The 24845-nt window shown below is 32.3% G+C and carries 28 protein-coding genes; 26 read left to right on the plus strand and 2 right to left on the minus strand.

What is annotated here, in order from left to right; all coding sequences use genetic code 11:
* Position 1 precedes the first annotated feature (1 nt).
* The 16 genes from NSQ59_RS27360 (at position 2) to NSQ59_RS27435 (ending at position 14981) form a co-directional block, all read left to right on the plus strand.
* Positions 2–334: a hypothetical protein gene (locus NSQ59_RS27360; protein WP_340833294.1), complete on the plus strand. Its 333-nt coding sequence runs from the start codon at positions 2–4 to the stop codon at positions 332–334.
* 45 nt (positions 335–379) lie between these two features.
* On the plus strand, positions 380–1357 hold the full coding sequence (locus tag NSQ59_RS27365; RefSeq protein ID WP_340833295.1) for a conjugal transfer protein: 978 nt from the start codon (positions 380–382) through the stop codon (positions 1355–1357).
* Positions 1345–1698 (plus strand): TcpD family membrane protein, encoded by a 354-nt coding sequence (locus tag NSQ59_RS27370; RefSeq protein WP_340833296.1) that lies wholly within the window; start codon positions 1345–1347, stop codon positions 1696–1698. Before NSQ59_RS27365 ends, NSQ59_RS27370 begins: the two co-directional genes overlap by 13 nt.
* A 17-nt stretch (positions 1699–1715) precedes the next feature.
* The gene (locus NSQ59_RS27375; protein ID WP_340833298.1) at positions 1716–2153 is read left to right on the plus strand and encodes a TcpE family conjugal transfer membrane protein; all 438 of its coding nucleotides are present in this window, start codon (positions 1716–1718) and stop codon (positions 2151–2153) included.
* 45 nt (positions 2154–2198) lie between these two features.
* On the plus strand, positions 2199–4757 hold the full coding sequence (locus NSQ59_RS27380; RefSeq protein ID WP_340833300.1) for an ATP-binding protein: 2559 nt from the start codon (positions 2199–2201) through the stop codon (positions 4755–4757).
* A gap of 11 nt (positions 4758–4768) precedes the next feature.
* The gene (locus NSQ59_RS27385) at positions 4769–8257 is read left to right on the plus strand and encodes a CD3337/EF1877 family mobilome membrane protein (protein WP_340833301.1); all 3489 of its coding nucleotides are present in this window, start codon (positions 4769–4771) and stop codon (positions 8255–8257) included.
* Positions 8258–8263: 6 nt separating this feature from the next.
* Entirely contained in the window at positions 8264–8518 is a 255-nt protein-coding gene (locus NSQ59_RS27390; RefSeq protein ID WP_340833302.1) for a hypothetical protein, read from the plus strand.
* A 154-nt stretch (positions 8519–8672) separates the two neighbouring features.
* Positions 8673–9359, plus strand: a complete 687-nt coding sequence (locus tag NSQ59_RS27395) for a response regulator aspartate phosphatase (RefSeq protein ID WP_340833303.1) — start codon at positions 8673–8675, stop codon at positions 9357–9359.
* A gap of 141 nt (positions 9360–9500) precedes the next feature.
* Positions 9501–9812, plus strand: a complete 312-nt coding sequence (locus NSQ59_RS27400) for a hypothetical protein (RefSeq protein ID WP_340833305.1) — start codon at positions 9501–9503, stop codon at positions 9810–9812.
* A gap of 19 nt (positions 9813–9831) precedes the next feature.
* On the plus strand, positions 9832–11970 hold the full coding sequence (locus NSQ59_RS27405; RefSeq protein ID WP_340833306.1) for an ATP-dependent DNA helicase: 2139 nt from the start codon (positions 9832–9834) through the stop codon (positions 11968–11970).
* A 2-nt stretch (positions 11971–11972) separates the two neighbouring features.
* Complete coding sequence (locus NSQ59_RS27410) at positions 11973–12257, plus strand: hypothetical protein (protein WP_340833308.1); 285 nt, start codon at positions 11973–11975, stop codon at positions 12255–12257.
* Positions 12235–12483, plus strand: coding sequence for a hypothetical protein (locus tag NSQ59_RS27415; protein WP_340833310.1), 249 nt, complete (start codon positions 12235–12237; stop codon positions 12481–12483). The genes NSQ59_RS27410 and NSQ59_RS27415 overlap by 23 nt, the downstream gene beginning before the upstream one ends.
* A 14-nt stretch (positions 12484–12497) precedes the next feature.
* Positions 12498–12986 (plus strand): CRISPR-associated protein Cas4, encoded by a 489-nt coding sequence (locus NSQ59_RS27420; protein WP_340833313.1) that lies wholly within the window; start codon positions 12498–12500, stop codon positions 12984–12986.
* Between the two features lie 23 nt (positions 12987–13009).
* Positions 13010–13729, plus strand: a complete 720-nt coding sequence (locus NSQ59_RS27425; protein WP_340833335.1) for an EAL domain-containing protein — start codon at positions 13010–13012, stop codon at positions 13727–13729.
* Positions 13726–13953, plus strand: coding sequence for an RNA chaperone Hfq (gene hfq, locus NSQ59_RS27430; protein ID WP_340833314.1), 228 nt, complete (start codon positions 13726–13728; stop codon positions 13951–13953). The genes NSQ59_RS27425 and hfq overlap by 4 nt, the downstream gene beginning before the upstream one ends.
* A 164-nt stretch (positions 13954–14117) precedes the next feature.
* Positions 14118–14981: an ATP-dependent DNA ligase gene (locus tag NSQ59_RS27435; protein WP_340833316.1), complete on the plus strand. Its 864-nt coding sequence runs from the start codon at positions 14118–14120 to the stop codon at positions 14979–14981.
* A gap of 28 nt (positions 14982–15009) precedes the next feature.
* Here the strand turns inward: NSQ59_RS27435 and NSQ59_RS27440 are convergent, their stop codons facing one another.
* On the minus strand, positions 15010–15354 hold the full coding sequence (locus NSQ59_RS27440) for a YolD-like family protein (RefSeq protein WP_340833317.1): 345 nt from the start codon (positions 15352–15354) through the stop codon (positions 15010–15012).
* A gap of 723 nt (positions 15355–16077) precedes the next feature.
* On the opposite strand from NSQ59_RS27440, the gene NSQ59_RS27445 reads away from it, so the two are divergent.
* The 10 genes from NSQ59_RS27445 to NSQ59_RS27490 all read left to right on the plus strand — a co-directional run bounded on the left by NSQ59_RS27445 (position 16078) and on the right by NSQ59_RS27490 (position 24498).
* Complete coding sequence (locus NSQ59_RS27445) at positions 16078–16479, plus strand: hypothetical protein (RefSeq protein ID WP_340833319.1); 402 nt, start codon at positions 16078–16080, stop codon at positions 16477–16479.
* 547 nt (positions 16480–17026) lie between these two features.
* A complete protein-coding gene (locus tag NSQ59_RS27450; RefSeq protein ID WP_340833320.1) occupies positions 17027–17482 on the plus strand; it encodes a JAB domain-containing protein in 456 nt (151 codons plus the stop codon).
* A 61-nt stretch (positions 17483–17543) separates the two neighbouring features.
* A complete protein-coding gene (locus NSQ59_RS27455) occupies positions 17544–17813 on the plus strand; it encodes a hypothetical protein (RefSeq protein ID WP_340833321.1) in 270 nt (89 codons plus the stop codon).
* Position 17814: 1 nt separating this feature from the next.
* Positions 17815–17985, plus strand: coding sequence for a hypothetical protein (locus NSQ59_RS27460; protein ID WP_340833322.1), 171 nt, complete (start codon positions 17815–17817; stop codon positions 17983–17985).
* A gap of 91 nt (positions 17986–18076) precedes the next feature.
* Positions 18077–18616 carry a hypothetical protein gene (locus NSQ59_RS27465; protein ID WP_340833323.1) on the plus strand — a complete coding sequence of 180 codons (540 nt, stop codon included), beginning with the start codon at positions 18077–18079 and terminating at the stop codon, positions 18614–18616.
* A 910-nt stretch (positions 18617–19526) separates the two neighbouring features.
* Positions 19527–20369: an ArdC family protein gene (locus NSQ59_RS27470; protein ID WP_340833325.1), complete on the plus strand. Its 843-nt coding sequence runs from the start codon at positions 19527–19529 to the stop codon at positions 20367–20369.
* A 639-nt stretch (positions 20370–21008) separates the two neighbouring features.
* The gene (locus tag NSQ59_RS27475) at positions 21009–21311 is read left to right on the plus strand and encodes a hypothetical protein (protein ID WP_340833327.1); all 303 of its coding nucleotides are present in this window, start codon (positions 21009–21011) and stop codon (positions 21309–21311) included.
* A gap of 548 nt (positions 21312–21859) precedes the next feature.
* Entirely contained in the window at positions 21860–22540 is a 681-nt protein-coding gene (locus NSQ59_RS27480) for a hypothetical protein (protein ID WP_340833329.1), read from the plus strand.
* Between the two features lie 84 nt (positions 22541–22624).
* On the plus strand, positions 22625–24295 hold the full coding sequence (locus tag NSQ59_RS27485) for a hypothetical protein (RefSeq protein WP_340833330.1): 1671 nt from the start codon (positions 22625–22627) through the stop codon (positions 24293–24295).
* A gap of 38 nt (positions 24296–24333) precedes the next feature.
* On the plus strand, positions 24334–24498 hold the full coding sequence (locus NSQ59_RS27490; RefSeq protein WP_340833332.1) for a hypothetical protein: 165 nt from the start codon (positions 24334–24336) through the stop codon (positions 24496–24498).
* A 159-nt stretch (positions 24499–24657) separates the two neighbouring features.
* On the opposite strand, the gene NSQ59_RS27495 is transcribed toward NSQ59_RS27490, so the two are convergent.
* Positions 24658–24845, minus strand: a 188-nt coding sequence (locus tag NSQ59_RS27495) for a transposase (protein ID WP_340833334.1), incomplete at its 5' end; no start/stop codon positions are given.

Below are 24845 nucleotides of genomic sequence, written 5' to 3' on the forward strand. Positions count from 1 at the left end.
ATTGAAATTAGATAAACAATCGGAAGCTAAAAAGAAGATTAAAAAGATATTTACTTTTGTTCTAATTTTCTTAGTTGTTGTATGCGGTTTTCTAATATTTTTTCACTATTTTTCACCAGGATCGATACATATTCCTGAATCATGGAAAGATGGTCCTTTAGGGTGGGTTTTTAGAATAGCAGAAAGAAAAGGCTGGATAACAGCAATTCTAGTTTTATTAGTTACTATTTTTGTTCTATTCATTGGAATACTTGATATGGAAAAAAATCGTAAAGATGTAACCATCGATCCTTTTCCCACAAAAAGGAGTGATACAAATGAAAAATATAAGTAAGGATTTATCTTTCACAAACTAATTAATTGAAAGGAGGTGAAAATGTTGAAGAATCCATTGAAGTTTAAATCAAAGACCCCGATGAAAGCGAAATTTATCAAAATAGGAAAATATGTTTTTTGGATCTTTGTAATACTCACTTTTATTAGGGGGATAAATTCATATTTTAAACACAATGAAGTTGATGCAAAAGTAACGAATGAGATTCCTTATATTATAAGTGGTGCAGCACAGGGATTTGCTTCTGCATTTGCAACAGATTATTTAACTTTTAACTCACAGGATACTGAAGAATATTCGAAAAGATTAGCACCATATTTGTCCTATGGATTAAAGGGAGATATTCCAATTGATACAAATAAGGACACTCAATTAACTGTTAATCACGCAAATGTAGTAGATCTAAAACAAATTAATAATAAACGTGCTGATATTTATATAAAAGTGGATATCGAAGCTAGAAATGTTGACTCAAGTGTACTTCAAGATCAGGTAGGTGTTAATAACGATAAAGTTAGAAATGCAAAAATTGTTCGTTATCTTCAAGTTCCAATAGAGTACGAGGACAATAAATTATTTGTTTACGATTATCCTACTTTTGTAAATCGAACCCCTGAAACGAAAGGGGAGACGGCTAAGATTCCCGATTTTCCGTCAGTTGATGGTAGATTAAAGGAAACAATTGAAAAAATGACAACAGACTTTTTTAAAACATATTCTAGTGGTTCAAGTAGTCAATTAGCCGTTTACATGCTTAATAATCAAGAATTGCAAGGGTATGAGGGGGTACTTAATTTTGAGAGTCTAGACAATATTCAGGTTATTGATTTTCAAAAAACTAAAAATACAGACACAAAAACGAATAGTGATGTAAATGAAGTACTTGTTTATACAACTACATCTTGGATTGACCCACTTACAAATATGACATCGAAACAACATCATACTTTTATTTATAAATATGAAAATGACCGTTGGTTAATTAAACAATTTTCAGGGGGTTATAAGGAATGGAGAAAGTAAAAATCACTACAAAATTAAAGAATAACATTAAAAAGGTTAAACGAAATTTAGCTTTATTAACAACCTTTGTAGCTACGAATATTTATTTAATGTTTTCATCAACTTCAGCTTTTGCAGCCAGTGGTCCAGGACAAAGTGCAGGTACTTGGGCGCAAACTCAAGCAAAAGGCCTATACACAGCAATTGTTGCGATCTTACTTATTGTTGCAATTGCTAAACGTGCATTTGGATACTTAGCGTTGATTCTTGTAATTGGGATGGTAGCAGGATTATTTATTTGGAATCCAACCCTTTTACAATCAACAGGGACAAAATGGTTAAAAGATTTATTAGGTATTTAATGATGGGGTTGAACTAAATGGAATATCAAGAAGATGGTCATGTATATGTAAGAACATATAAGAGGATGTGGAGGTTTGAGAGATATTTTTATAGTTTTGATAGATTTAAGTTACCTCGACCTATCACATGGTGGCAATTATGGTATTTCTTGATTGCAGAACTAGTAATAATAGTCATTAATGCTAACACCCCTTTGTTAGTATGGGTTAACACGTTTATTGTTAAGTTTGTTGTATTTCCGGGAGTAATTTCATTTTATTTAAGTAGGAAAAAACACGATGGAAAAAGTCCACATAAGTTTTTCTATAGTCAAATTAAGTATTATCTATTACCAAAGATTTATTGTCGATATAAGAAGGTCAGTCGTCCTGGGATAATTAAATATAGCAATATGATTAAATTCAGAGAGAATTATGAATTACCACTTGGGACAGATAAAAAAAAGAAAAAATAATAGAAAAAAACGGGTCATGAATCAGAAATCGAGGGAGGAAATCGAGTGAAATTTCCTAAAGTATTAACTCATGAATTTCCAGTTGGTTATTTTGAAGGAAATCTTGTAATAACAACAAAAAAAGAGTGCTGGATAGGATATGAGATTGTAGGTTTTCAATACGATCATAAATCGAGAAATAAAAAGGTTCAGGATTTTAAAAGATTAGTTAGTTTTTTCTCTAGCTTGAAGCTAGAAACAAGAATTATGATCCTCCCTCGTGTCTATTCTTTTCATGAGCACTTTGATAGCTTGAAAAAAGAAATACAGGGGCCTTTCGCAAATTTTGCGAAGGCTCATGCTGATGACACGAGGGATTATTTAGTTGATTTATTAGGTAATGAAGGTTCTAATCATTCCCAATATGTTTTCTTTAAATTAAACAATATAAAATCATGGAATGAAGTTGCAAAGACTACTAAAGATTCAATCATAGCCTTTTTTAAAGAGTCAAAAAGAGATATAGAAGAAATTGCAGGATTTTCAGGGATTGAAATTTATGACCATGAAATTAGGACTTTGAAAGGTTTGGAATCCCAGCAATACAATGAATATAGAGTAAATAGTTTTTCTAATGGAAGGTCGTTAAGAAGGTTAGATGAAGAAGAAATAGAGTGGCTTTGTCGTAGGTCCTTTTGGCTTGGCATTGCACAGCCACCAAAAAGTTCACTATTTCAGAAAAAGAAAAAAGAAGTTTCAAATAACGCCATTATTGAATCTGGAATATATATAAATTCAAATAAGAAGAAGATGGACATTGTTCATAAAAATAATAAGAAAGTGATACGTCCTCGTCAATCAGAGTTTCTAAATTTGTCGGAGGGATTAGTTGAGTTATCAGATAAACGAACTATTAAATTAACCCAAGAATATCAAGGAGATATAAGGTCAAGCTACTGCTCGTTTTTAACAATTTCAGATATACCAGATGGGTATTGGATTCCAGGAAATGAATGGTTATATCAAATTCAAGAAATTGATTTTCCTGTTAGTGCTGTCATTAATATTAGCCCCATAGATCCGGAAACAAGTAAACGCAAAGTCGCTAATAAACAACTTGAAATTAATGAACAAGGTAATATGACAGCTCAATCGGGTACGGATTTTTCATCAGAATTGCAGCAAGCTTTTGAGTCTGCAAAATCCCTGGACCAAGTTTTAACTAATTTCCAATTTCCTTTATTAGATATCAGTATTATTTTAGAAACCCATGCACCGGACGAAGAATCTTTAAAGAATCAAAGAACATGGCTAAAATCCATTTTTGAAAAAACTGACTTTAAAGTTGTTTGGCCAGCTGGGGATCAATTGCAACTTATGCAACAATTTATTCCTGGTGCGGACCGCCATCTTATTAAGGAATATATTCATAGAATGACCCCTCCTGAAATTGCAGCTTCTATGATAGGTGCTCATAAAAAATTAGGAGATAATGAAGGATTTTTCATTGGATTTACTGGAAATTTAAATAAACCAGTATTTTATAATCCTGGGAAAGCCCCGTTAGTAAATAAGTCTGCTTCAGGTTCCTTTACTGGTACTCTAGGAGGAGGAAAATCTTATGCAGCTAATTATATAGGAATTTATTTAAATTCTTTATATGGTGGGAAAGGTTTAGTCATTGATCCCAAAGGCGACCGGGAAAAGTGGAAAACTTACCTGAAAGAATTTGACGGTGAACTTGAATATGTTACTTTAAATGACCGTGAAGAAGATTATGGAAAGCTAGATCCGTTCGGTTTCTTAGAGTTCTCGGATGCTGTCAAAGTTGCACAAAACATTATTACTTATCTTGCTGATATAAAAATAGGTGATGATGTTTACGATGAATTAATTGATGCTTGTGAAGAGTTACAAGGAATAAATGAACCGTCGATGTATAAATTGATTACAGTACTTGAAGGCAGTAAAAATGAAATTGGGAAAAATTTAGCTAGAAAGTGTAGGTCTTTTCAAAGAGCGCCGTTTGGTAAATTGATATTCTTCGATGGAAAGCTTAATACTATTAAACTGGATAAGCGTGTAACGATTTTACAAATAGATAGTTTAAAATTACCGAAACGTAGTAAGGCAAAAGAGGATTACGACATTATTGAAATGTTATCTGTCGCCTTAATGTATCCAATTGGCGAATTTGCTATTAAATTTTCCTTATCAGAAGAATTTACAGTTACTTTATTAGATGAAGCTTGGGCCTTCATGTCAACTCAACAAGGTGCGGAGTTAGTTGATAGATTAATTCGTACCGGAAGAAGTTTAAATGCTGCAGTATATGTAATATCGCAAAATGTACGTGACTTGATGGATGCAAAGAATAATTTAGGAGTAAAATTTATTTTTCGCTCGAAAGACTCTAATGAAGTCGATGATATATTGGAGTTTTTAAATTTAGAACTTACTGAAGAAAATAAAGAAATGGTACGTAATATTCAATCAGGTGCTCCTTTAATGCAGGACATTGACGGTAATGTTGGGATTGTAAATATTGATGTAATCTTTGAACATATTCATTTAGCCCTTGAAACAACACCGAAGAAGAAAAAAGGTGAGGGAGGGGCTGCTTAATGAGGAATAAGATGATATTAGTTTTATTCCTCTTTCTATCGATCTTTTTGTTTTTTCCCAATAACGAACCAGGAACTATAGTTCATGCAGCCTCTGATCCGATAGATGATATGTTTGATCATTCATCTCATAATGGTTCTAAGCTAAAGAGAGATTATAGTACCGAACCAACTTTAAATTATCAATTGGATTCAAAAGAGGCAAGCTTCTTGGAAAACTTTGCTCCTGTTTTACAAATATTTAATGGCCTAAATAATATGATATGGTATTTAACCATCTTTATTGTTAAATTTGCCATTTTTATATTAGAACAAGCCTACACTTTAGATATTCTAAATTCTCTCTTAAAGTATGTTGGGAAGATAGTTAGTGGAGTTAAAACATCTACTTATGATGTATTCTCTAAGACATTTATTGTTATTTCAGCTCTAGTTGCACTATGGAATTTTATGTTTGCAATGAAGAGACAAAAGTCTTGGGAACAGTTAATAATTTTATTAATTATGATTGGCTTATCAACTGTCTTTTTTACAAAGCCAACCGAAATGTTAACTCAATTTAATGAAATTTCTAAGGAAGCATCTGCAGATATTTTAACTACTACATCACCAATTGTTTATAAAGATGTAAATGGTATAGATGATGCAGTAGTTGTCATGGGGAACACAATTTGGAAAAACCATGTAAAGTATCCGTGGTATATATTGGAGTTTGGAAATGTAAAAAAAGGTGAAGCGAATGGAGAAGAACTTTTAAAGTATGCTCCATATTCTGATGAAAGAGACAACTTTGTTAAAAATCAAGTGAAGAAGCAAGACAATAAAATGATGTCTCTTTCTTATTCCATTTTAAGATTTATTTTAGTCATATTATTCCTTGTTTACGCCTTAATTACAATGGTGGTAATAGTGATTTTCAGTGTACTTATGTTAGTGTACCAAATCATCCCGTTACTATTAATAGCTTTTACAGGAGTAATATTCCTGGTATCTTTATGGCCAGGAATAGGAACTATAGTAGTACAAAGATGGTTAGGAAGAATTGCTAGTGCTATCTTAAATAAGGTGTTCATAAGCATCTTTCTATCAATCTATATGATCTTATCCACACTAATGTATAAGGCTTTTGATGGAAATATCATTATGCAATTAGTAACCCTTTTTGTAGTGGCTATTGTCTTAATATTAGAACGTAAGAGAATCATGGGAATATTCGAGGCTATGCCTAAAGGTGGTCATGCGGTTGCAAATGAAATTGAAAGACCTAGTAACTATGGCCAAAGGATTAAAAATAGAGCTTTTCAAGCTTTAGCTTTAGCATATAGTGGTGAAAAAGCATATAGATTAGCGAGTAAAGGGTTCCATTCCTGGCAAAATAAAAGACTCCGGCCGGATGCTCAAACATATTTACATCAACAGTATGAAAGACAAAAACAAGAAGCAGAAGACAGAAGTTATGAAACTGGAAATCCGGTTTATTACAGTGATTTTGTTAATCAAGTTAATGAGAGAATGGAACAGGGATTGCCCCTTTTTACTGGTAAACAAATTGAAGATGCTACTAATACACTTAAAGATATCAAAAAGCAAGGTGGGGATTATCGTAACCTTCAATTACCAACAGGTGTAAATACGACGGATCCAGCCAGCTATACAAAAGCAGCTCAAACTTATCAAGATGAATTATTAAGGAAAAAATCTGTATTTGAGCAAAAACGACAAGAGCATAAAGGTAAGGCTCAATTTGCAATGAAGCACCTAAAAGGAAGTATACCTAATTATGAAGATGATGAAATACAGTTGTCACCAGAAGTTTTAAATAGGCAAAATGCTGCCAAAGATTTAAGAAGATTTAATAATCAGTTTTTAAATACAGAGAATGAAGTTGCAGCTGCATCGGAGAGTGGATTAGATAATCATGGATATAAAGCAAGGATTCCAAGCGAAAATGATCATACACCAATGCAGCAATTCAATCATTTAAGTAATGGTGACATAATTAACAATCGTCAGTTTTTAAATACAGAGAATGAAGTTACAGCTGCATCGGAGAGTGGACTAGATAATCATGGATATAAAGCAAGGATTCCAAGCGAAAATGATTATACACCAATGCAGCAATTTAATCATTTGAGTAATGGTGACATAATTAAAGATCGCCAGGCAATCGCTAAAGCATTAAGACGTACTCCTAGTAAACCTAGTGTAACCGTACCGGAAAATGTAACTAGTTTATCAGAAGAAGGCGCGCGAAATTTAATTGCTGAAGATTGGAATCGTGCTAAAAACGGTATATCCAAAAATGAATTTATTAGGCAATTGAAAGAGGATAAAAACCAGGCAAAATCCTCATTAAATCACTTGAAAATGTATGAGAAATATGAAAATGATTCAAATTTAGATACCTATAAAACATTGAGTCCAAATGAATATAAGGCAATTAGTAATGTAAAAGAAACGTCCGGTTTATCAACTAAAGAATTAATAGGAAAAGCTCAAAGTAATTACAAGAATACCGTAACAAAATTACAGGTAGCCAAAAATATGTTAGGTATTCCAACGGAAACGATACTTAAAGTAAAACAAAATTCTAATTCAGGGCTAAATAAAATAATTGAACACGTAAATGTTACTATCGATGGTCCAACAAATACCACAATTAAAGAAAGACAGGAAAAAGCAAGAAGTATGAGGCGTACACCGCCAAAGAGTAATTTTATGCTTGAAAAGTCATTAAAGGAATTATCTCCACAAGAAATACATGAACAGGTAAAGGTTGAATGGAAACAAAATAGTGGAACTAAGCCAGCGAATTTTGTTCATAAGATTATGATAGGAGAAAAAAATGCTAAAGCCGAGCTACATCAATTGAAGGTCTATCAAGAATACGAGTCAAAGGGTCAGCTGGATAAATTTCAATTGAATCATAAAGGTGCAGCAGAACAAATTCAAAAATTAAAAAAATCATTAAATCTAGGAACACAAGATTTAATATCTTTAGCTGAAAAAAATGTGAAGAATTACGAAATGAAAGTAAATGCAGCACAGAAACAATTAAATTTTGAATCAAAAAGTACTCTAAAAGTAGACGGTCAAAGAGAGATCAAAGTCAGAACTCCTGAAGACTATGAAAAGCATTATATAAACAATCCTATCCCAAAAAATATTCGTATAGAAGAAGTAGTGAAGGTAGATAAGGAGTTTAAACAATCCATTATTAATGATTTCAATAAGCAACATAACTTATTTGATGTACAACCAAGAGAATATCTAAATGAATGGAAAAGTAAAAAGAATACCCATTATAAAAATATCCAGTTATTTAAAAAAGCTAAAAAGCAAACAAGTGATCCGAAGGAATTTGCACAAATTGAAGAAATGTTACAAAGCCATAGAGCGTTGTACATGGATGCGAAAAGTCGTGTGAATCTTGTCCAAGAAATGTTTGATATAAAACCACAAATCTTTAAGAAAAAGGATACTAATCAGACGGAGGGATAACCGGTTATGTCGTTTATCATTTTAACCGATGACATTGAACAGAAAGACATTGTATATCAAATAGTTTTAGAAGTTGAAAAGAATGAAGAGGACAAAAAGTTTATTGTTTGCCAAAAAGCCAATTTTGAAGAACCTTTAGTATTTTTTGAGTTAATAAAGGTGGAAGAAGAACTAGCTTATAAAGAAGTAGAAAATGAAGATGATCATTTTTATATTGAAAGCATATTGAAGCAAATTGCGGAAAATGAGAAAGCCGTTTAATTGTAAAAGCAACCGTCATGGTTGCTTTTATAAAATATTACAATTTTACCAACCAATGTCGAAAAATGTGTTTCTAGTATTTTCTAATAATGGTATAATGGTCGTAGGCCCAAAGCATGAATGCATCTAAGTTATCGAAGAAGGAGCTCTATTTATGAATATTGGTAATACCAATTTTTTGTTTTCACATTTGAATGATTGGTACCTACAACTTAGAGATAACAACTATCATTTAGCCACGGAAAGTAAATCGATAATTGACACATTAATGATCAGTAATGAAAATGAAAGCGCACTTATATACTATTCCTTATTGGAATATTGGCATTACCTTTTAAAAGAAAATAAAACCAAAGTAATACCTAGAGACTATAAAGACGAAATATTATTTTATTATCACTATTTTCAAGGTTCTTTGATGTTTAATAATTTTAGATATGAAGATGCATCTGCACATTTTAATGCCGTAAAAAGGTACTTATCAAAAATCGATAATGAACTTTGTTACGCTGATTTTCATTTAGCTGTTGGTGAAACGTATTTTTACATGAAAAAATATAAAGAAGCGATTAAAAACATTGAAGTAGCTTTACCGATTTTTAAAGATGAAAGTATGTACGACGAACTAGCTAAAGGGATGTTAATTTTATTTGATACTTATCAAAAAACACGTGATTATACTTTAGCTAAAGAATATATAGAACATCTATATAAAATGAAGAACAATATTAAAAATACTGATATAGTGAGAAAAATTGCGTATTGTAAGGAGAATTTCAATTTAAATATGGTTGATTCAACAAAACAAAATAGAACAGCAGTTTATCTGTTGAAGAGATAGTGATTTCCGGCATTAACAAGGTAAAATGCTGGTTTTTTTTTATTCCTTTTTTATATCTGTTTAGGTTGGTTTATTACCTAGGTTATTGTATAATATAAGTGTGTATATTTGTATAAAATAACCAAGGAAGGAGGATTCTGCTTGAAAGAAAATAGTTATAAACAACAGAATCTCGATATTCCGGAACCAATATGGGACATGTTTGAAATGATTAAAAAAAGGACCGATAAAAATAAGAATAAATTGTTAATTAATTGGATTTTTACTTCCTTTAAAGAGTTTTTTCCAAATAATATTCTTGAAATAGAAGGGAAGGAAATTGCGTTCCCAAGAGAGATTAATAAAAGGGATATGGAAATGGACGTTAAAAACATGATGGAAAAAGGCCTTATCATCGATGATACCTTTTTAGATAGTCTTTCCAAAAAACATAATGGCTATATAAGGCATTAATTGAGGTGGAAACATAAACATGAGTAACAATAAAGAAAATACAGATATACATTATAACGAGTTAGTAGAAAAGGTATTTATGAAAGGGGGGGAGCTAAGTAATTTTTTTAAAGATTATCAACCAAGAACCAGTCAAATTAAAATGGCCAAACACGTTATGCAATCTTTAGTAAAGGGTAAACATGGTCTTATTGAGGCTGGAACAGGGACAGGAAAATCTTTAGGATACTCAGTTGCAGCATCTTTATACGCACTTGAGGAAAATAAAACGGTTGTTATTTCAACAAATACAATTACTTTGCAAAATCAACTTATAAATAAAGAACTCCCTTTAGTAAAAAAGGTCATTAAAAATTTATTAGGTAAAGAATTGTCGTATAGCTTGGCTAAAGGTAGAGGGAATTTTATGTGTAAAAGGAGGCTAAGCGAATATATAAAACAGGGATATGAAAAGGAAGTACCTCACTTTGATATTGCGCAGCAATTAGCTAAAAAATACTTAACGGCTTATATGACTTCTGATTATAGTAAGGATAATTATGGAGATATTCCCGATGAATTATGGAGGGAAATTCAAAGTAGTGGTGACGATTGCTTAGGGAAAGATAGCCCTTTTCATGAATCTTGTTTTGTTCAGATTGATCGTATTAAAATAAGGGATTCAATTGTTATTATATGTAATCACGCATTATTTTTTACGGATTTAAACCTTAAACAGAAAGGGATCCCTGGTATACTTCCTGAATATGATGCTGTTATTTTTGATGAAGGACATAGAATTGAAGACGTATTTTCAAATTTTTATCAGAAAAAAATAACTTTACATACAATAAACCGTTTATTTGAAAGGTTAATAAATCGTAAATCTAATTGGATGAAAAAAGATATAGAAATTGATGAAGAGCCAATAATTACTCTTCCTGAAGAGTTTTTGGAGGAAGTTAAAGAACATCAAAAGAGAGTAATGGATCCTTTATTACTTATTTTTACTGCTATAGGGAATGAATTAAAAAGAAATAAAAAAAGACAATACTTATTACAGAGTCCGGTAATCAATTCTAGTAAAAAAGTTAATCTTCTCTTTAATAATTATATATCTTTCTTAAAAACAATTAAGAGTTCCCAACTATGGCACAAAAATATCGATTCCGGTTTAAGTGATTATATTGAGTCTGTAAACAAAATAAGGGAAGAAATTGATCATCTTCTTTTAAATAAAGATTCAAGCAGATGGGCCAACTGGATTAGTTTTAAGCCATTAAAGGATGTAAAGGTAGAAGAAATGGATGATGAACAAACGGCCTATTGTACAAGCTTAATAGGGGCACCGATAGAGTCTTCTACGGTACTCGAAAAAACGCTATTTAAAGAAGTTACATGTGTAATAACAAGTGCAACTTTAACTACTGCAGGGGATTTTGATTTTATTTCAAAAAGACTTGGAATAGGAAATGATTATGTAGGAGTACAAATTGATTCTCCGTTTGATTATGAAAAGCAAGCTATATTAGTGATTCCTGAAAATGCACCACCCCCAACAATTGAAAAACGAATAAACGGAACGACACCTAAAAAAAATAGGTATGAAAAGTATGTAGTTGATACATGTAAGGAAATTTTAACGTATACCAAAGGAAGAACTTTTATTTTATTTACATCGTATAAACATCTTCAAAAAACGTTTAATGAACTTCAACCCTGGTGTGAGGAAATGGGGATTACACCTATTCAACAAACTGCTGGGACGAATAGAGAGCAAATGATAAAGGATTTTAAAGAACTGGATAGATCCGTTTTATTTGGAGCAGAATCGTTTTGGGAAGGGGTGGATATACCAGGAGATGATTTAATGACAGTTATCATTTGTAAAATTCCATTTCCGGTTCCTTCGGAACCCGTGGCAGAGGCGAGAATGGAGAAATTGGAACGTGAAGGGAAAAATCCATTTTATGATTATTCCTTACCAATTGCGATTTTAAAAATCATGCAAGGTTTTGGCCGACTTATTAGGCGTGTTACAGATAGTGGGGCGGTCATAATATTGGATTCTAGAATAAAAACAAAAAAATATGGCCAGCAAATAATTAATAGTTTACCAGATGTTCCTATAAGTTATGACTTAGAAGATTTTAAGAAAAAGGTACCAAAGGGTGATTAGTTTTGAATGAAGTAAAAGAATTAAGACAGCTGTTATTATCCTTAGAAGGATTTCTTTATTCCTTAAAGATAAAGAACCCTCGATATGCTTTTGCATCATTTATTATGGATAATGACGTTATTCAGCTAGTGAGTAAAACCATACAATGTAATCCGGTATTTTTTGTAGAAAGATTAAATGAAAATGAATTTACTTTTGATATACAAAAGATTCAGGAAGTCATAAATGAATTAAATATCAAACTAGGTAGAAGGGTTAATAAAAATGAAAAAGCGTATATCTGCTAGTGAAATAAATGAGTTTTGTTACTGTCCCTATAGTTGGCTTTACAGCAGGAAATATGGAAAAAAACATTTCCAAATGGATAAACAGAAGGTGATGCAGCGAGGTACAAGCTATCATCAAAAGCATCAAGATAAAATGATTTCTCAGGGTCCGGTGTCATGGAAGATTATTTTCTTAGTACTAATGATTCTTATTGTTTTAGTCTCTGTATTAGTTGTAATCATTTAAGAAAGAGTGAGTAGATGACAGTAGTATTATTCCTTATAAGTTTTACCATTTTGATAGGTATTTTTTTATTTCGATTATTAATCAGAAATATAAGGGGGGAATTAATTTATAAAGATGATGGGAAATCGCAGCTGCTAGTTTCTGACACATTACAAATTGATGGTAAACCAGATTATATTTATCGACAATGGTTTGGCCATTTAATGCCTGTTGAATTAAAAAAGAAGAAATCGTTTCAAAATAATCCCTATCTAGGAGACGTAATGCAAATTGCAGCTTACTTTGTTTTGATTGAAGAAAACTTTCATAAGAAACCTAAATATGGGATCCTGCAGTACGAAAATAAGAAGTTTTATATAAGAAATACAAAAAAATTAAAGCGTAAACTCGAAAGGATTTTGCAGCAAATGATATTACTTCAAGAAACAGAAAGATTAAAAGGATTTAAAAAAAATTTGGATAAATGCCGCACATGTGGTCATAAAAAAATATGTAAAGTTTGAGGAGATGAATTGTTATAAAGAATCTGAAGACTGTTTATCAGCCCATTATAAGTTTAGAGACTCAGGGTATTATTGGAATGGAAGTCTTAATTAGAGGCGATAAAGCTCCGGATGACATTATTTTAGATGCAGTCCTTTCGGACCAAATCGCTGCATTGGATATGTGGGTGATTGAAAGTACAATAGAGTCAATGGCAAAGTTAAATGGTGATAAAAAAATTTTTATTAATTGCCATCCACTTACTATAGAAAAGACAGAAACGTTATTATCCAAAAAAGCCTTTGATTTATATGTTTCCAACCATATAAACATTGTTCTTGAAATTACGGAACAAATGCCATTAGATCTTGAAAAGTATTTGTATCATAAGGATCAATTAAAATCGATGAATATTAAATTGGCTATTGATGATTTTGGTAAAAATAATTGCAACTTCAATTTTTTACTACATACTAGTCCCGATGTTGTAAAAATAGATAGGTGTATTACCGAAAATATATATAATAAGGAAATGCAAGAGTTTATTAAAGATATAAAAAAATTATCGATGGAATTATCGTTTGATATTGTTGCTGAAGGTATTGAAAATGGGGATGAAGCAGCGATATACAAAGAATTAGGAATTGAGATTGGCCAAGGATGGTTTTTCTCAGGTCCAGTATCATTCGATAAACTAAAAAAATATATAGAGAGCAAAACAGGTCAAAGACGGGTTGAAAATAAAAGGAGTGTATCCATTTGAGTAAAGCAATATCTATCCAGGATATTTTATTAAATGAAGTAAAATCTAAAAAAATAAATGTGACAGTTATTTTGATGAATGGCCATCAAATAAAAGGTACCGTTACCGGATTTGATTCATTTGTAATTCTTATTAGTCCTGAAAATAGTCGTAACCAACAAATGATATACAAGCACACCATTTCAACCATAATCCCAACACAAAAGCTAGAATTAAAGTATTAAAGAAAAGTGGACCTTCATAGTTAAGGTCCACTTTTCTTCGGTTTAAGCAACAGTGAAATGTACATTTGAAAGGTTCTTGCTTTCCACTTCTATCCTCTACTGCTAGTAATCTTCCATAGTAATATGGAGTTGATTTTGTTATTGTGAAGGGTGGAGGTTTAGATATGTTAAATACACCAATTAAACCAATGCTATTACAACCTTCTACAGATATTCCAACCGGAAAAATGTACCTGCATCAATTAAAATTAGACGGTCATAGAGCTTTACTACATTATGATCGAGGGAATTTAAAAATATTCACCAGGCATTTTAATGAGGTAGGTTATAAGTATCCTGAACTCAAAAACATTAAATTGCCAGTTGAAAATTGTATTTTGGATGGCGAGATTGTTTGTTTTGACTCTGAAGAAGATCCGCCAAAGCCTTGCTTTGACAATCTAATGATTAGATTTCAAACGTCAAACCCATTAAAAATAAATAAATTAATGGATGAATTACCAGTCCATTTCGCATGCTTTGATATTCTTTTTCTTAATGATGTACCACAAATAAATTACAATCTTGAAAAGCGCTTAAATACCTTAGAATCTATTGTTACGAATGATCCTTATATTTCTACCTGTCCATCTTATCCGGACGGTAAAGTCCTTTTTGAAAAAGTAAAAGAATTGGGGCTTGAGGGGATAGTATCAAAGCATGTTCACAGGAAGTATTATGTAGATTCCAGACCAAAAGACGTATTTTTAAAAGTTAAAAATTACCAGTATGAAATTTTAAATTTAAAGGCGATTCGTAAGAAAAAATTTGGCTGGGTAATGATGAAAGATAATGAATATAAGGGAATAGTCGAATTTGTCCCTCCTATGGAAAGAAAGGCATTGAAGCAAATTTATAAACAGCTAATCGTTGGTGAGGATGAAAACTATATATATCTGGACCCGATAATAAAATGCAAAGTGAAATATCAATGTTTATCAAAAAAAGGCCATATGAGGAGCCCTAGTTTAGAGAAATTCATTGTATAAAAAGCTGCCCTTTCAGGTGCAGCTTTTTTTAATCGATTAATTTCACATTAATAATCTCCGGAAAAAGAATATATTCAAATGTGTTGTCGTGCATAATGAGTTTAATTTTCTTTTCAATTCCGTCAAATGAGTGAATTTTACCGGATATAATTTCGGTAAACCCATTATCGAAAACGGTAAATTCTATCGGTAACTTATTTTCTTTTGCAAAATGTATCTTTTCCTCAAACTCCTGAACTTGGTAATCATCTATCAAGGGCATTTGAATTTTTTTTTCATCAATCCACATTTGTTTTACCATTGATACTTGTTCAGGCATGTAAAAACCTCTCCATTTTTTCATTTTTCTATCTTTTAAATTATCTAAGTCCATTTTTTTCCTCCAAAATAAAGTAGTCTATCCTGTCTGCTGCTGCATTCATAAAAAAGAATCGGAACCGAACAGCCCAAACACTGCGGTGAATCTCCTGTATAGGCTGTTAGTGTACGAGTTATTATCATCTCAACTATAAAATACGAATATATGTTCTATTTTAAAGGATAGAACTAACAATTTTCAAGTGATGGTAATGTAAAAAAGTAAAAGTTTACGGAAAGCTTGCTAAACGCAAGCTTTTTTATGTTCGAGACCTTTTAAAAACTAAAAAACAAATTCATATAAAATCAACTGTAATCATGGGTACCCCCTGTCCACCTTTCACTGTAGCTTCTCCGTCATTCCAGGCAAGGGCGCAAAAAACTTTTTCCTTTTATTGAAATAGTGGGCGTTCACGTTCTACTTTGGCCTCGTCAGTCGCAAAAGATTAGATTACCTTTTGGGGTAATCTTTTGCTCCTTCCGATTCCAAGTAGAACGGGTTTGCTCGTGATTCTTTGACCTGTTCCAGCATTTTCATTGGCAAAAGGCGGCCAATAAAAATGCTGTCCCATCTCAAGGATCACGGCAAACACACTGAAAAAAATTAGAGTGGAAGGAAAAACTTTTTTGCTTGTCTCCCTTGCCTTCCATTCCTCCGGCGCTTTCGTTACAGGTGAACAGGGGGAAGGGTAGAATGAAAGATTCCTCCTGAAATTTTAGAAATAAAGGAGATAAACAAATGACAAATGAAAAAGACATTGAAATCAGGGATATCGAAAATATGGGAGAATTTCAATACTTAAACTTTATCATCGACCATGAAACATTAGATTTTGTAGGCTATGAATTTGAAGGAAAAGAAATTGTAATTGAAGAGTCTGGTTGTGAACAATCATTGTTCCGAATGGACGTAGATAAAAAGACTGGAATAATTGAAGTGTACGCTGCCTATAGTGAAGACTTCGATATCATGGAAGAGGTATCTTGTTACTTTGATACAAAAAAACTTTTTGCAGATATAAAAAAATACATGGAGCAAAATGAAGTGGATAATCAGGGCGAAGTATATGTAAAGTACATCAAATTTATTAACGAAGGATACGAATGTGACGATGCAGTAACAAAGGCATATGGATATTAATTTAATAAGGAGAGCTTGCTAAACGCAAGCTTTTTATTTTTAAAGGGCTTTAAGGGCATGGAAAAAACGGACTGCATCCGTTTTTTTTTTATTTTAAAAGAACATTTTTAAAACATTCAAGACAACCCCATAATCCGGAAGTTCCCTCTGTCCACCTTTCACTGTAGCTTCTCCGTCATTCCAGGCAAGGGCGCAAAAAACTTTTTCCTTTTATTTAAATAGTGGGCGTTCACGTTCTACTTTGGCCTCGTCAGTCGCAAAAGATTAGATTACCTTTTAAGGTAATCTTTTGCTCCCTCCGATTCCAAGTAGAACGGGTTTGCTCGTGATTCTTTGACCTGTTCCAGCATTTTCATTGGCAAAAGGCCGCCAATAAAAATGCTGCCCCATCTCAAGGATCACGGCAAACACACTGAAAAAAATTAGAGTGGAAGGAAAAACTTTTTTGCTTGTCTCCCTTGCCTTCCATTCCTCCGGCGCTTTCGTTACAGGTGAACAGAGGGAACGATACACACCCTTTGTAAACAGATAAAAGGAGAGATAGAACATGCACAAAACACAAAAAATTTACGAAGTGGTACGAATCAAGCAAGAGATTAAGGAGTGTGACAGAGGTTTAGTTCTAGAAAAAATCAAATCACCAGAGGATGGAGCAAAAATTGCCGCAAGTTTTATAGGGGACGAAGATAGAGAAGTTTTCTTGGTTATTTGTCTAAGCACTAAAAACACAATAAATGCCATTCATCGTTGTCATGTTGGTTCCATTAACGCATCCATAGTACACCCGAGGGAAGTATTTAAATCAGCAATTTTAAATAACTCTACGAGTATTATCGTAGCTCATAACCACCCTAGCCTAGACTGTACCGAAAGCAGGGAAGATGTAGCGGTAACTCAGCGATTAAATGAAGCAGGGAAGATTCTAGGGATAGACGTTTTAGACCATCTAATTGTGAATGCCAAAGGAGAATATACAAGTCTAAAGGAAAAAGGCTATTTATAAAAAAACGAGCCTTCCTCTTAAAAGAGGAAGGCTAATAAAAAAAAACGGAGGTTCTCTTTAAATGGAAATATATATTTTATATGGATTAAAGGAAACAATAGAATGTTACGAATTATCTAGTTTTGCTGATATATATTTTGATTTTACAAAAGCTAAAGAAGTTGCAAATGAGGAATTAAAGGAACTTTTAGATGAATATGAGATTGATATAGATGAACATTTAGATATTCACGAAAGTAACGATTCTTATTCTATATTTCTTTATAAAGAAGCTGAAATTCGCTTTGAATTATCCATTAAGAAAAAGGTGTTCTCTCATGAAAGGGTTTAATATGAAATATACAAATAAACAAAAAGAAATTATTGAAAAAATGGTAAAAGAATTTAGCAAAGTTCACAACAAAGAAAAGCGACTAGAGTTATTGTGGTGGTATGACTTTGCTTCAAGCATTAAAAATATGGAAGTAACTAAACAAATTATGAAAGATATAAACGCAATATAAAATAGGTTTTTTTAAAAAAACGTGTTGTGTAACTAAACATTTTAACGTATAATAATGTTTAGTTACTAAACGCGTAGAGGAGATAACAAAATTGAAAAACGCTACAAAACAAATTACTCAAGTATTTCCAATGATAAGGGATAAAATTAATTGTGGTTCCGATATTGAAAAGGCAGCAGAAGCTTTAAAAGGTTTAGGAAAAATAGAAAAGGTATTTTTGGAGTTATGTTGGTTTTTTGAAAATCCAGAGCATGAGAATTTTAATCTCCGTTTTCTTTATGAAAAGTTGGAAGGGGATTGGCTGGAATTTGCCTTGTCTAGCATAGAAACATTTTTTGAAAAAGATACCTTTTTACTTCCTGAAAAAACACATACTTTTGTTCGAGAAAATGTCGATGATTACAAGAACCAAAAGGAATTTGCGAAAATGTTAACTGATGAAGGAATACCCTTTTCAGACCATAAAATAAGTGTCTACTTTCACCGAGGAGTGTTACCGAAAGAGGATTTAATGTTCAAGGGAAAACCCTATTGGCTCACGGAAACCATACGTGATTATATTGAGCAAAAGAAGGATGACCAAACGAAAAAAAGGAATAAAAAAATAAGTTACACGGTGGAGGATGAATAATAAAAATACATTAGTAAAAATACATTAGTTTTGAAACATTTTATAAGGTACGTTTTTTGTGTTGTGTGCATGTTTTCTTTGGATGGCTTTTAAAGTCATCTTTTTTTTATACCTTTTTGGGGTCACCCAAAGGGTCTGCTAATCATCTGTAAAGGCAGCCAACTACGCTGCCTAACATCTGATTGCATCTCGCTCCCCTCTAAAAGCCCAAGACGACCAACAGACTGTAAGGCTTGATACTATCTACAAAGAGCGCGTAGATAGTATCAAACCAACACTCTGTTTGTTCCATTGGGCTTTCTTTACGAGTGTCCGATGACGGAAACCTTAAAAACCTAAAGACCTTGTATTGCCACGAAAAAAGGCCGGACGGAGTGGTCAAGGGTGTTCTCGAATTTGGCCAACGGCTGCTAAGACAAGTTTCGTATGGCCTATTCCGAAAGCCCAAGTCAGCTAATGGACCAAAAGGCGGTCCAAAGCTTCCTTTGTCCTTTCTCCATATCCCAACTCAACTAAGTCTTGCATCCATAGGGCAAATTCTGCGCTGCATCCCTTGACTCACTCCTAAGCCCCCTTTAAGACCATTTTACGGGGGCTTTCCATCCTTTTTTCGCTTGCAAAACCTTGGGACAGATTTTTCCCATTTGCCTTCCGCATGGTATCGATTCGCAGCGTTTCTAAGTTTCCAATCGGGTGAGCCTCGTTACTCCTCCCGATTAGAAACTAAGAAACGAGTGGAACAGTCAAGGGGCTAAAAACTTTTTCTAAGAACACTCCGTAACGAAAAACTTTTTAGCTGAAACCCTTGACCATTCCCCTATGCGATCGATTCCAAGCTCTCGTCAAACGGGAAAAATCATCCCCCTTTAGGGGAACTAATGCCATGCGGAAGGCAAAGGAGAGAAATAATATGTCAAATGTGTATGAATTAGTAACTGAAAAAATTATCGAGAAATTAGAAGAAGGTGTTATCCCTTGGAGAAAACCTTGGACGAATGCGAACGCAGTAAATTGGAAGACACAAAAGCCATATCGAGGAATTAATACAATGTTGTTGGAGCCTGGGGAATATGCAACGTTTAAACAGATAAAGGAGGCAGGCGGTAAAGTCAAGAAAGGTGCAAAAGGTCATATCGTTGTTTTTTGGAAGTGGATAGAGAAGGAAAACGAGGAATCAAACAAAATCGAAAAAATTCCATTTCTTCGATACTATAAAGTATTTGAGATTAATAGTCAGGTAGAAGGATTGGAAAGTAAGCGAAGTACAGAAACTTATGAACATAACCCAATCGAAAAGGCTGAAGCTATTTTTAAAGGATATATAAATTGCCCCGATTATACTTTTAATCCTGGACAAGCTGTTTACTATCCAACACTGGACGTTATTAATTGCCCGCCTTTAAAGGATTTTAAAGTCGCTGAAGAATTTTATTGCACACTCTTTCATGAAATGGTTCATAGCACAGGGCATAAAAGCCGATTAGAACGGAAGGGGATTACTAATCAAGCAGTAGCCTTCGGGGATGAAGTTTATTCCAAGGAAGAACTAATCGCAGAAATGGGAGCCTCCTTCTTATGCAATGTTGCAGGAATCGACACTATAACAATAGAAAATAGCGCAGCATACATTCAATCATGGTTACGAGCTTTAAAAGATGATAAAACAATGGTTGTCAAAGCAGCGAGCCAAGCGCAAAAAGCAACTGATTACATTTTAGGAATATCCTTTCAAGAACAAGAACCAAGCATATAAAAACGCTTGGTTTTTTATTTTCATTTGATGCGTATTTTTGAAACATTCCAGAAATCCATGAGAAAAACCAACGGCCCTGTATTGCCACGAAAAAAGGCCGGACGGAGTGGTCAAGGGTGTTCTCGAATTTGGCCAACGGCTGCTAAGACAAGTTTCGTATGGCCAATTCCAAAAGCCCAAGTCAGCTAATGGACCAAAAGGCGGTCCAAAGCTTCCTTTGTCCTTTCTCCATATCCCAACTCAACTAAGTCTTGCATCCATAAGGCAAATTCTGCGCTGCATCCCTTGACTCACTCCTAAGCCCCCTTTAAGACCATTTTACGGGGGCTTTCCATCCTTTTTTCGCTTGCAAAACCTTGGGACAGATCTTTCCCATTTGCCTTCCGCATGGTATCGATTCGCAGCGTTTCTAAGTTTCCAATCGGGTGAGCCTCGTTACTCCTCCCGATTAGAAACTAAGAAACGAGTGGAACAGTCAAGGGGCTAAAAACTTTTTCTAAGATCACTTCGTAACGAAAAACTTTTTAGCTGAAACCCTTGACCGTTTCCCTATGCGAACGATTCCAAGCTCTCGTCAAACGGGAAAAATCATCCCCCTTTAGGGGAACTAACGCCATACGGAAGGCAGGAGAAGTGTTTATGCAATATTTAGATGAAACTCTACGATTTCGAGTAAAAGAAACCTACCCAAATAAAGTAATTGATTATTATTCTTTATCCCTGGAAGAGATTCATTCCTTGCTTAAAATCCAACCAGTTAACAAAGAAAGAGCTATAAATGCACAGTTTACCATCGTTGATAGTTGGTTTGATGTTAAATCTGAATTGGATTATTTAAATTCTATAAATGACTATCACCGGATAATATCAATTTTAGGTTACGAAATAGTGGATGACCATTACATCAAGATTTTCTATCAACAAACGATTTCGCCATCATAAAAACCGTATAAAAGGGGTAACGTTTTAGGACAGTCCTTTCAGGAACAAGAACTTTTCATAGATTAATAAGTTTATAACGTTAAATATAAAACCATGTTTTAAAAACGTTTAGTAAGAAGGGGAAGAAACCGATTATTTTTTTAAGGGGTAAAGCCAACATTTTAACATTTTATACGCTGAGAAAGCAAGAATGATAAAACATTAGTTTTTCAAAATTTAAGCTTTATGACATTACTGAAATTGTTCAAATTTGCCGTGTCAAATAGTTACTTTTTTAAAAATGACATATAACACTTTAGAATTATACATTTTGAAACAGTGATGTTCGGCTTAGAGTATGGAAAATGTACTTTTTATGCTTCTAAAGATGCTTAGCGTATATTTTCGTCAAAATGTTGGCGGTTCCCCAAATACAAAAAAAGATAACAAAAAAAGAACTATTCCAATAAATTGAAATAGTAAAAAATACCTATTGATTAATCTAAAAATAAAGAATATTCTAGTATAGGGATAATTACCCAAAATAAGCAAAAAAAGGGGGAAAAGGAATGAAATTGTTAAAAGTAGGGGTTTTAGTAGGAGGATTGATTTTGAGTAGCTTTAGTTTAACAAATATTACTCAAGCTGCTGAAAATGATTCTCCTGACAAATCATTTATTCAAAACCTAAGTGAAGATATTGCTCCGCAAGAAGTTAAAAACGTTCTATTGTCGGAATTTAATTCAAACAGGGTTGGAAATTCTGAAGATGGTTATTCTCTTGTTGGTGGTATTCGTCCAATGGCCAATGGTATATTAGCACACAAAGATAATAATCAATGGTTCGGTACCGATAAAGGTGCAGCAAGTGTCATTAATGTTAATCAAGGAAATCCAGGTTTTTGGAAAAGTATATATCAAAATGAATTTGACGGATGGGGTTATACAGCTTATCTCAAAGGTAGCTATAAACCTACTAAGGCTACTGCATCTGTAGATGTTTCTGCAAGTGGAGTAGTTCCTAACATTTCTCTTAATAATTCAACTTGGTCTTTATTTACTGCTACAAAGAATGTTGGTAGTGATTCAACAAGCTATAAATCAGGTGAAAAAACATATGCTCATGCTAACTTTGAAAATGTTAGAATTCAAAATCTTAGTACTCTAACAACTAAATTCGAAGTTAAATCTTCAGTAAGTTTCTCTAATGCTGGTAGCTCAACAGTTTACACATCAGTAAGATTTTTCTAAGATCCGATCTATCGGTGGTTGATAAATAATAATTAAAGGCCCCTCATTTAAGAGGGGTTCTTTAATTAAATAAGGAGCGCAAAAATGTTTTTTAAAAAGCTATTTATCCTAATTTGTATTTTTTTATTGTTAATTCAAGTAGGATGTAATAAAAAAACAAACACTGAAAAATCTATTAATATTTATAATCAAGATTGGACAGTAAATACTATAAAAAAAGTACAATCTACATATAACGCTAAAAATAAATTGTATTATGACTACTCTCTTTTAAACCAAAATAATGCTTTAGCAACATTAGATGATATTTGGAGATACCAAGAAATAGCTAATATAATAAATTTCAAAATTAATCCATCATTTATCATAAAATTTTTAAACAATTATAAACCAACTGATACAGAAGAAAAAATCAAATATACTTATCTTTATAAGAAATATCTCCATAATCAAAATAAAGTGTATGAATTAAATTATAATGACTTAATTCAAAGTATCACAAAACAAAAGTCAACTAAACAAGAAACCATTTTTCAAAAATTAAACCAGTTATATTTTATTATTAAATTTCACTACGAAGAAATAGACAAACAAAGTATACTATCTCTCGTTAAATGGTTGAAAAATAATAAAAGTATTTTAATAAAAGACAACGGTTCTCTCTTATCAATTTTAGAAATTGAGCATTACACAAATCAAAAGATTATTCAAATCAAAAATACCAAAACATATCTTACTCAATTAAATAATGATTTGAAAAATAATAATAATGATTTATTAAATATTTACTATCTGTATTTTATTAATTATTATTTACAAAATAACATAGATAAGAATCTCTTATTAAATCATATTCTTAATTTTTATGATAAGAATTTTGGATTCTCTATGAATATGGATAAATATTCTGATGGAAACCTAGGAACATATCTCGGATTAAAAATATTAAAGAACTTAAATCAGATTACTTTAGTTCAAAAAAACATGAGTATTCTAAACAGTCAAATGGAAAAGCAATATGGAATTTTTATAAATCTTCAAAATGTCCCAACTGGTACCATTCAAGAAACTATATTAGCTGATAATATCCTTAATATATTAGAAAATAACAAAAAAAATAAGATCAGTAATCAATTTTTTTGGGAGCACAAAAATGAATTAAATTGGCACATTAAATATTATGGTTTAAATTTAATTGAAAGTCCGTTAACTTCCATTCAAAAAAAACAATTATTAAATGATATAAAAACATACGAACAAGGATTTACATCGCATGAAATTACAGAAAAGGATATAGAAAACTTATTAAATAATAGTGGTATGTTGAGTGAAATTGAATATTTTATTTTGATAGGTAAAAGTTTAAATTATAAATTTGATGAAGACTTTAAATTAAAGGTAAAAAAAATGTTGCAACAAATCTTAAAAAATAATAACATAAAAAAAATATCTCCAGATGTGCTAGCTACTGTTCTAGCAATAAATAAATCATTCAATAGTATAGAAATAGATAAAAGCAAAATAAAACAATTATTAGATAAAAAATATAAAAAACAAAAAATCGATTCTCCATTCTTTGATGTCTACTTTTATGCTAAATCTATAAAAGAGATGGGTTTCAGCATCGATTATCTTAATAATTCTATTAAAAAATATTTAAATAAAGATGGAGGAGTTAATAATTATAAAAATAAAAATAATTCAGACAATCTTATGTTATTATTCTTATTAGTAGATCTTACCAATCGGAAATGACAAAAATAAGAACACAAATATTTGGAGGTTTTAATAATATGGATGGGTTTGATGCGGTTTTTAATATAATAGTATTTGTAATAATAATATATATAATTTCTAGAGTATTTAATCATCTCAGAGTGCTAAAAAATGGAATAGATGAATTAAATAAAAAAATAGATGATAAGTTTTCAAATGAAGACGACAAAAAAAATGATTAATATATTTTTGAAGACCACTTATATATAAATTTGGTTGCATTTATGGCAACCTCAGATTGTAGACAAAAGGGGTTCGGAATGGTCACATTCCGAACCCCTTTTGATATTGTTCTTACTTTTTTACCCTTTTTGGTGTATGCTGACCTCTCTCATCCTCATCTACTTGGCCATTTCCGGACCTTTCCATATCCAGTTGGCCATTTTCTTCAAATTCATGGCAGCGAAAGTAAGCATCGCCTGCATCGACAATTTTTTAAGTCCCCTTAACGTTGTCCAACGCATACCATGCTTTTCTTTTGCGTCTGCAAATACACGCTCAATCGTTTCTTTGCGTTTCGCATATATCG

The organism is Margalitia sp. FSL K6-0131 (assembly GCF_038008735.1).
Taxonomy (GTDB): domain Bacteria; phylum Bacillota; class Bacilli; order Bacillales; family Bacillaceae_C; genus Margalitia; species Margalitia shackletonii.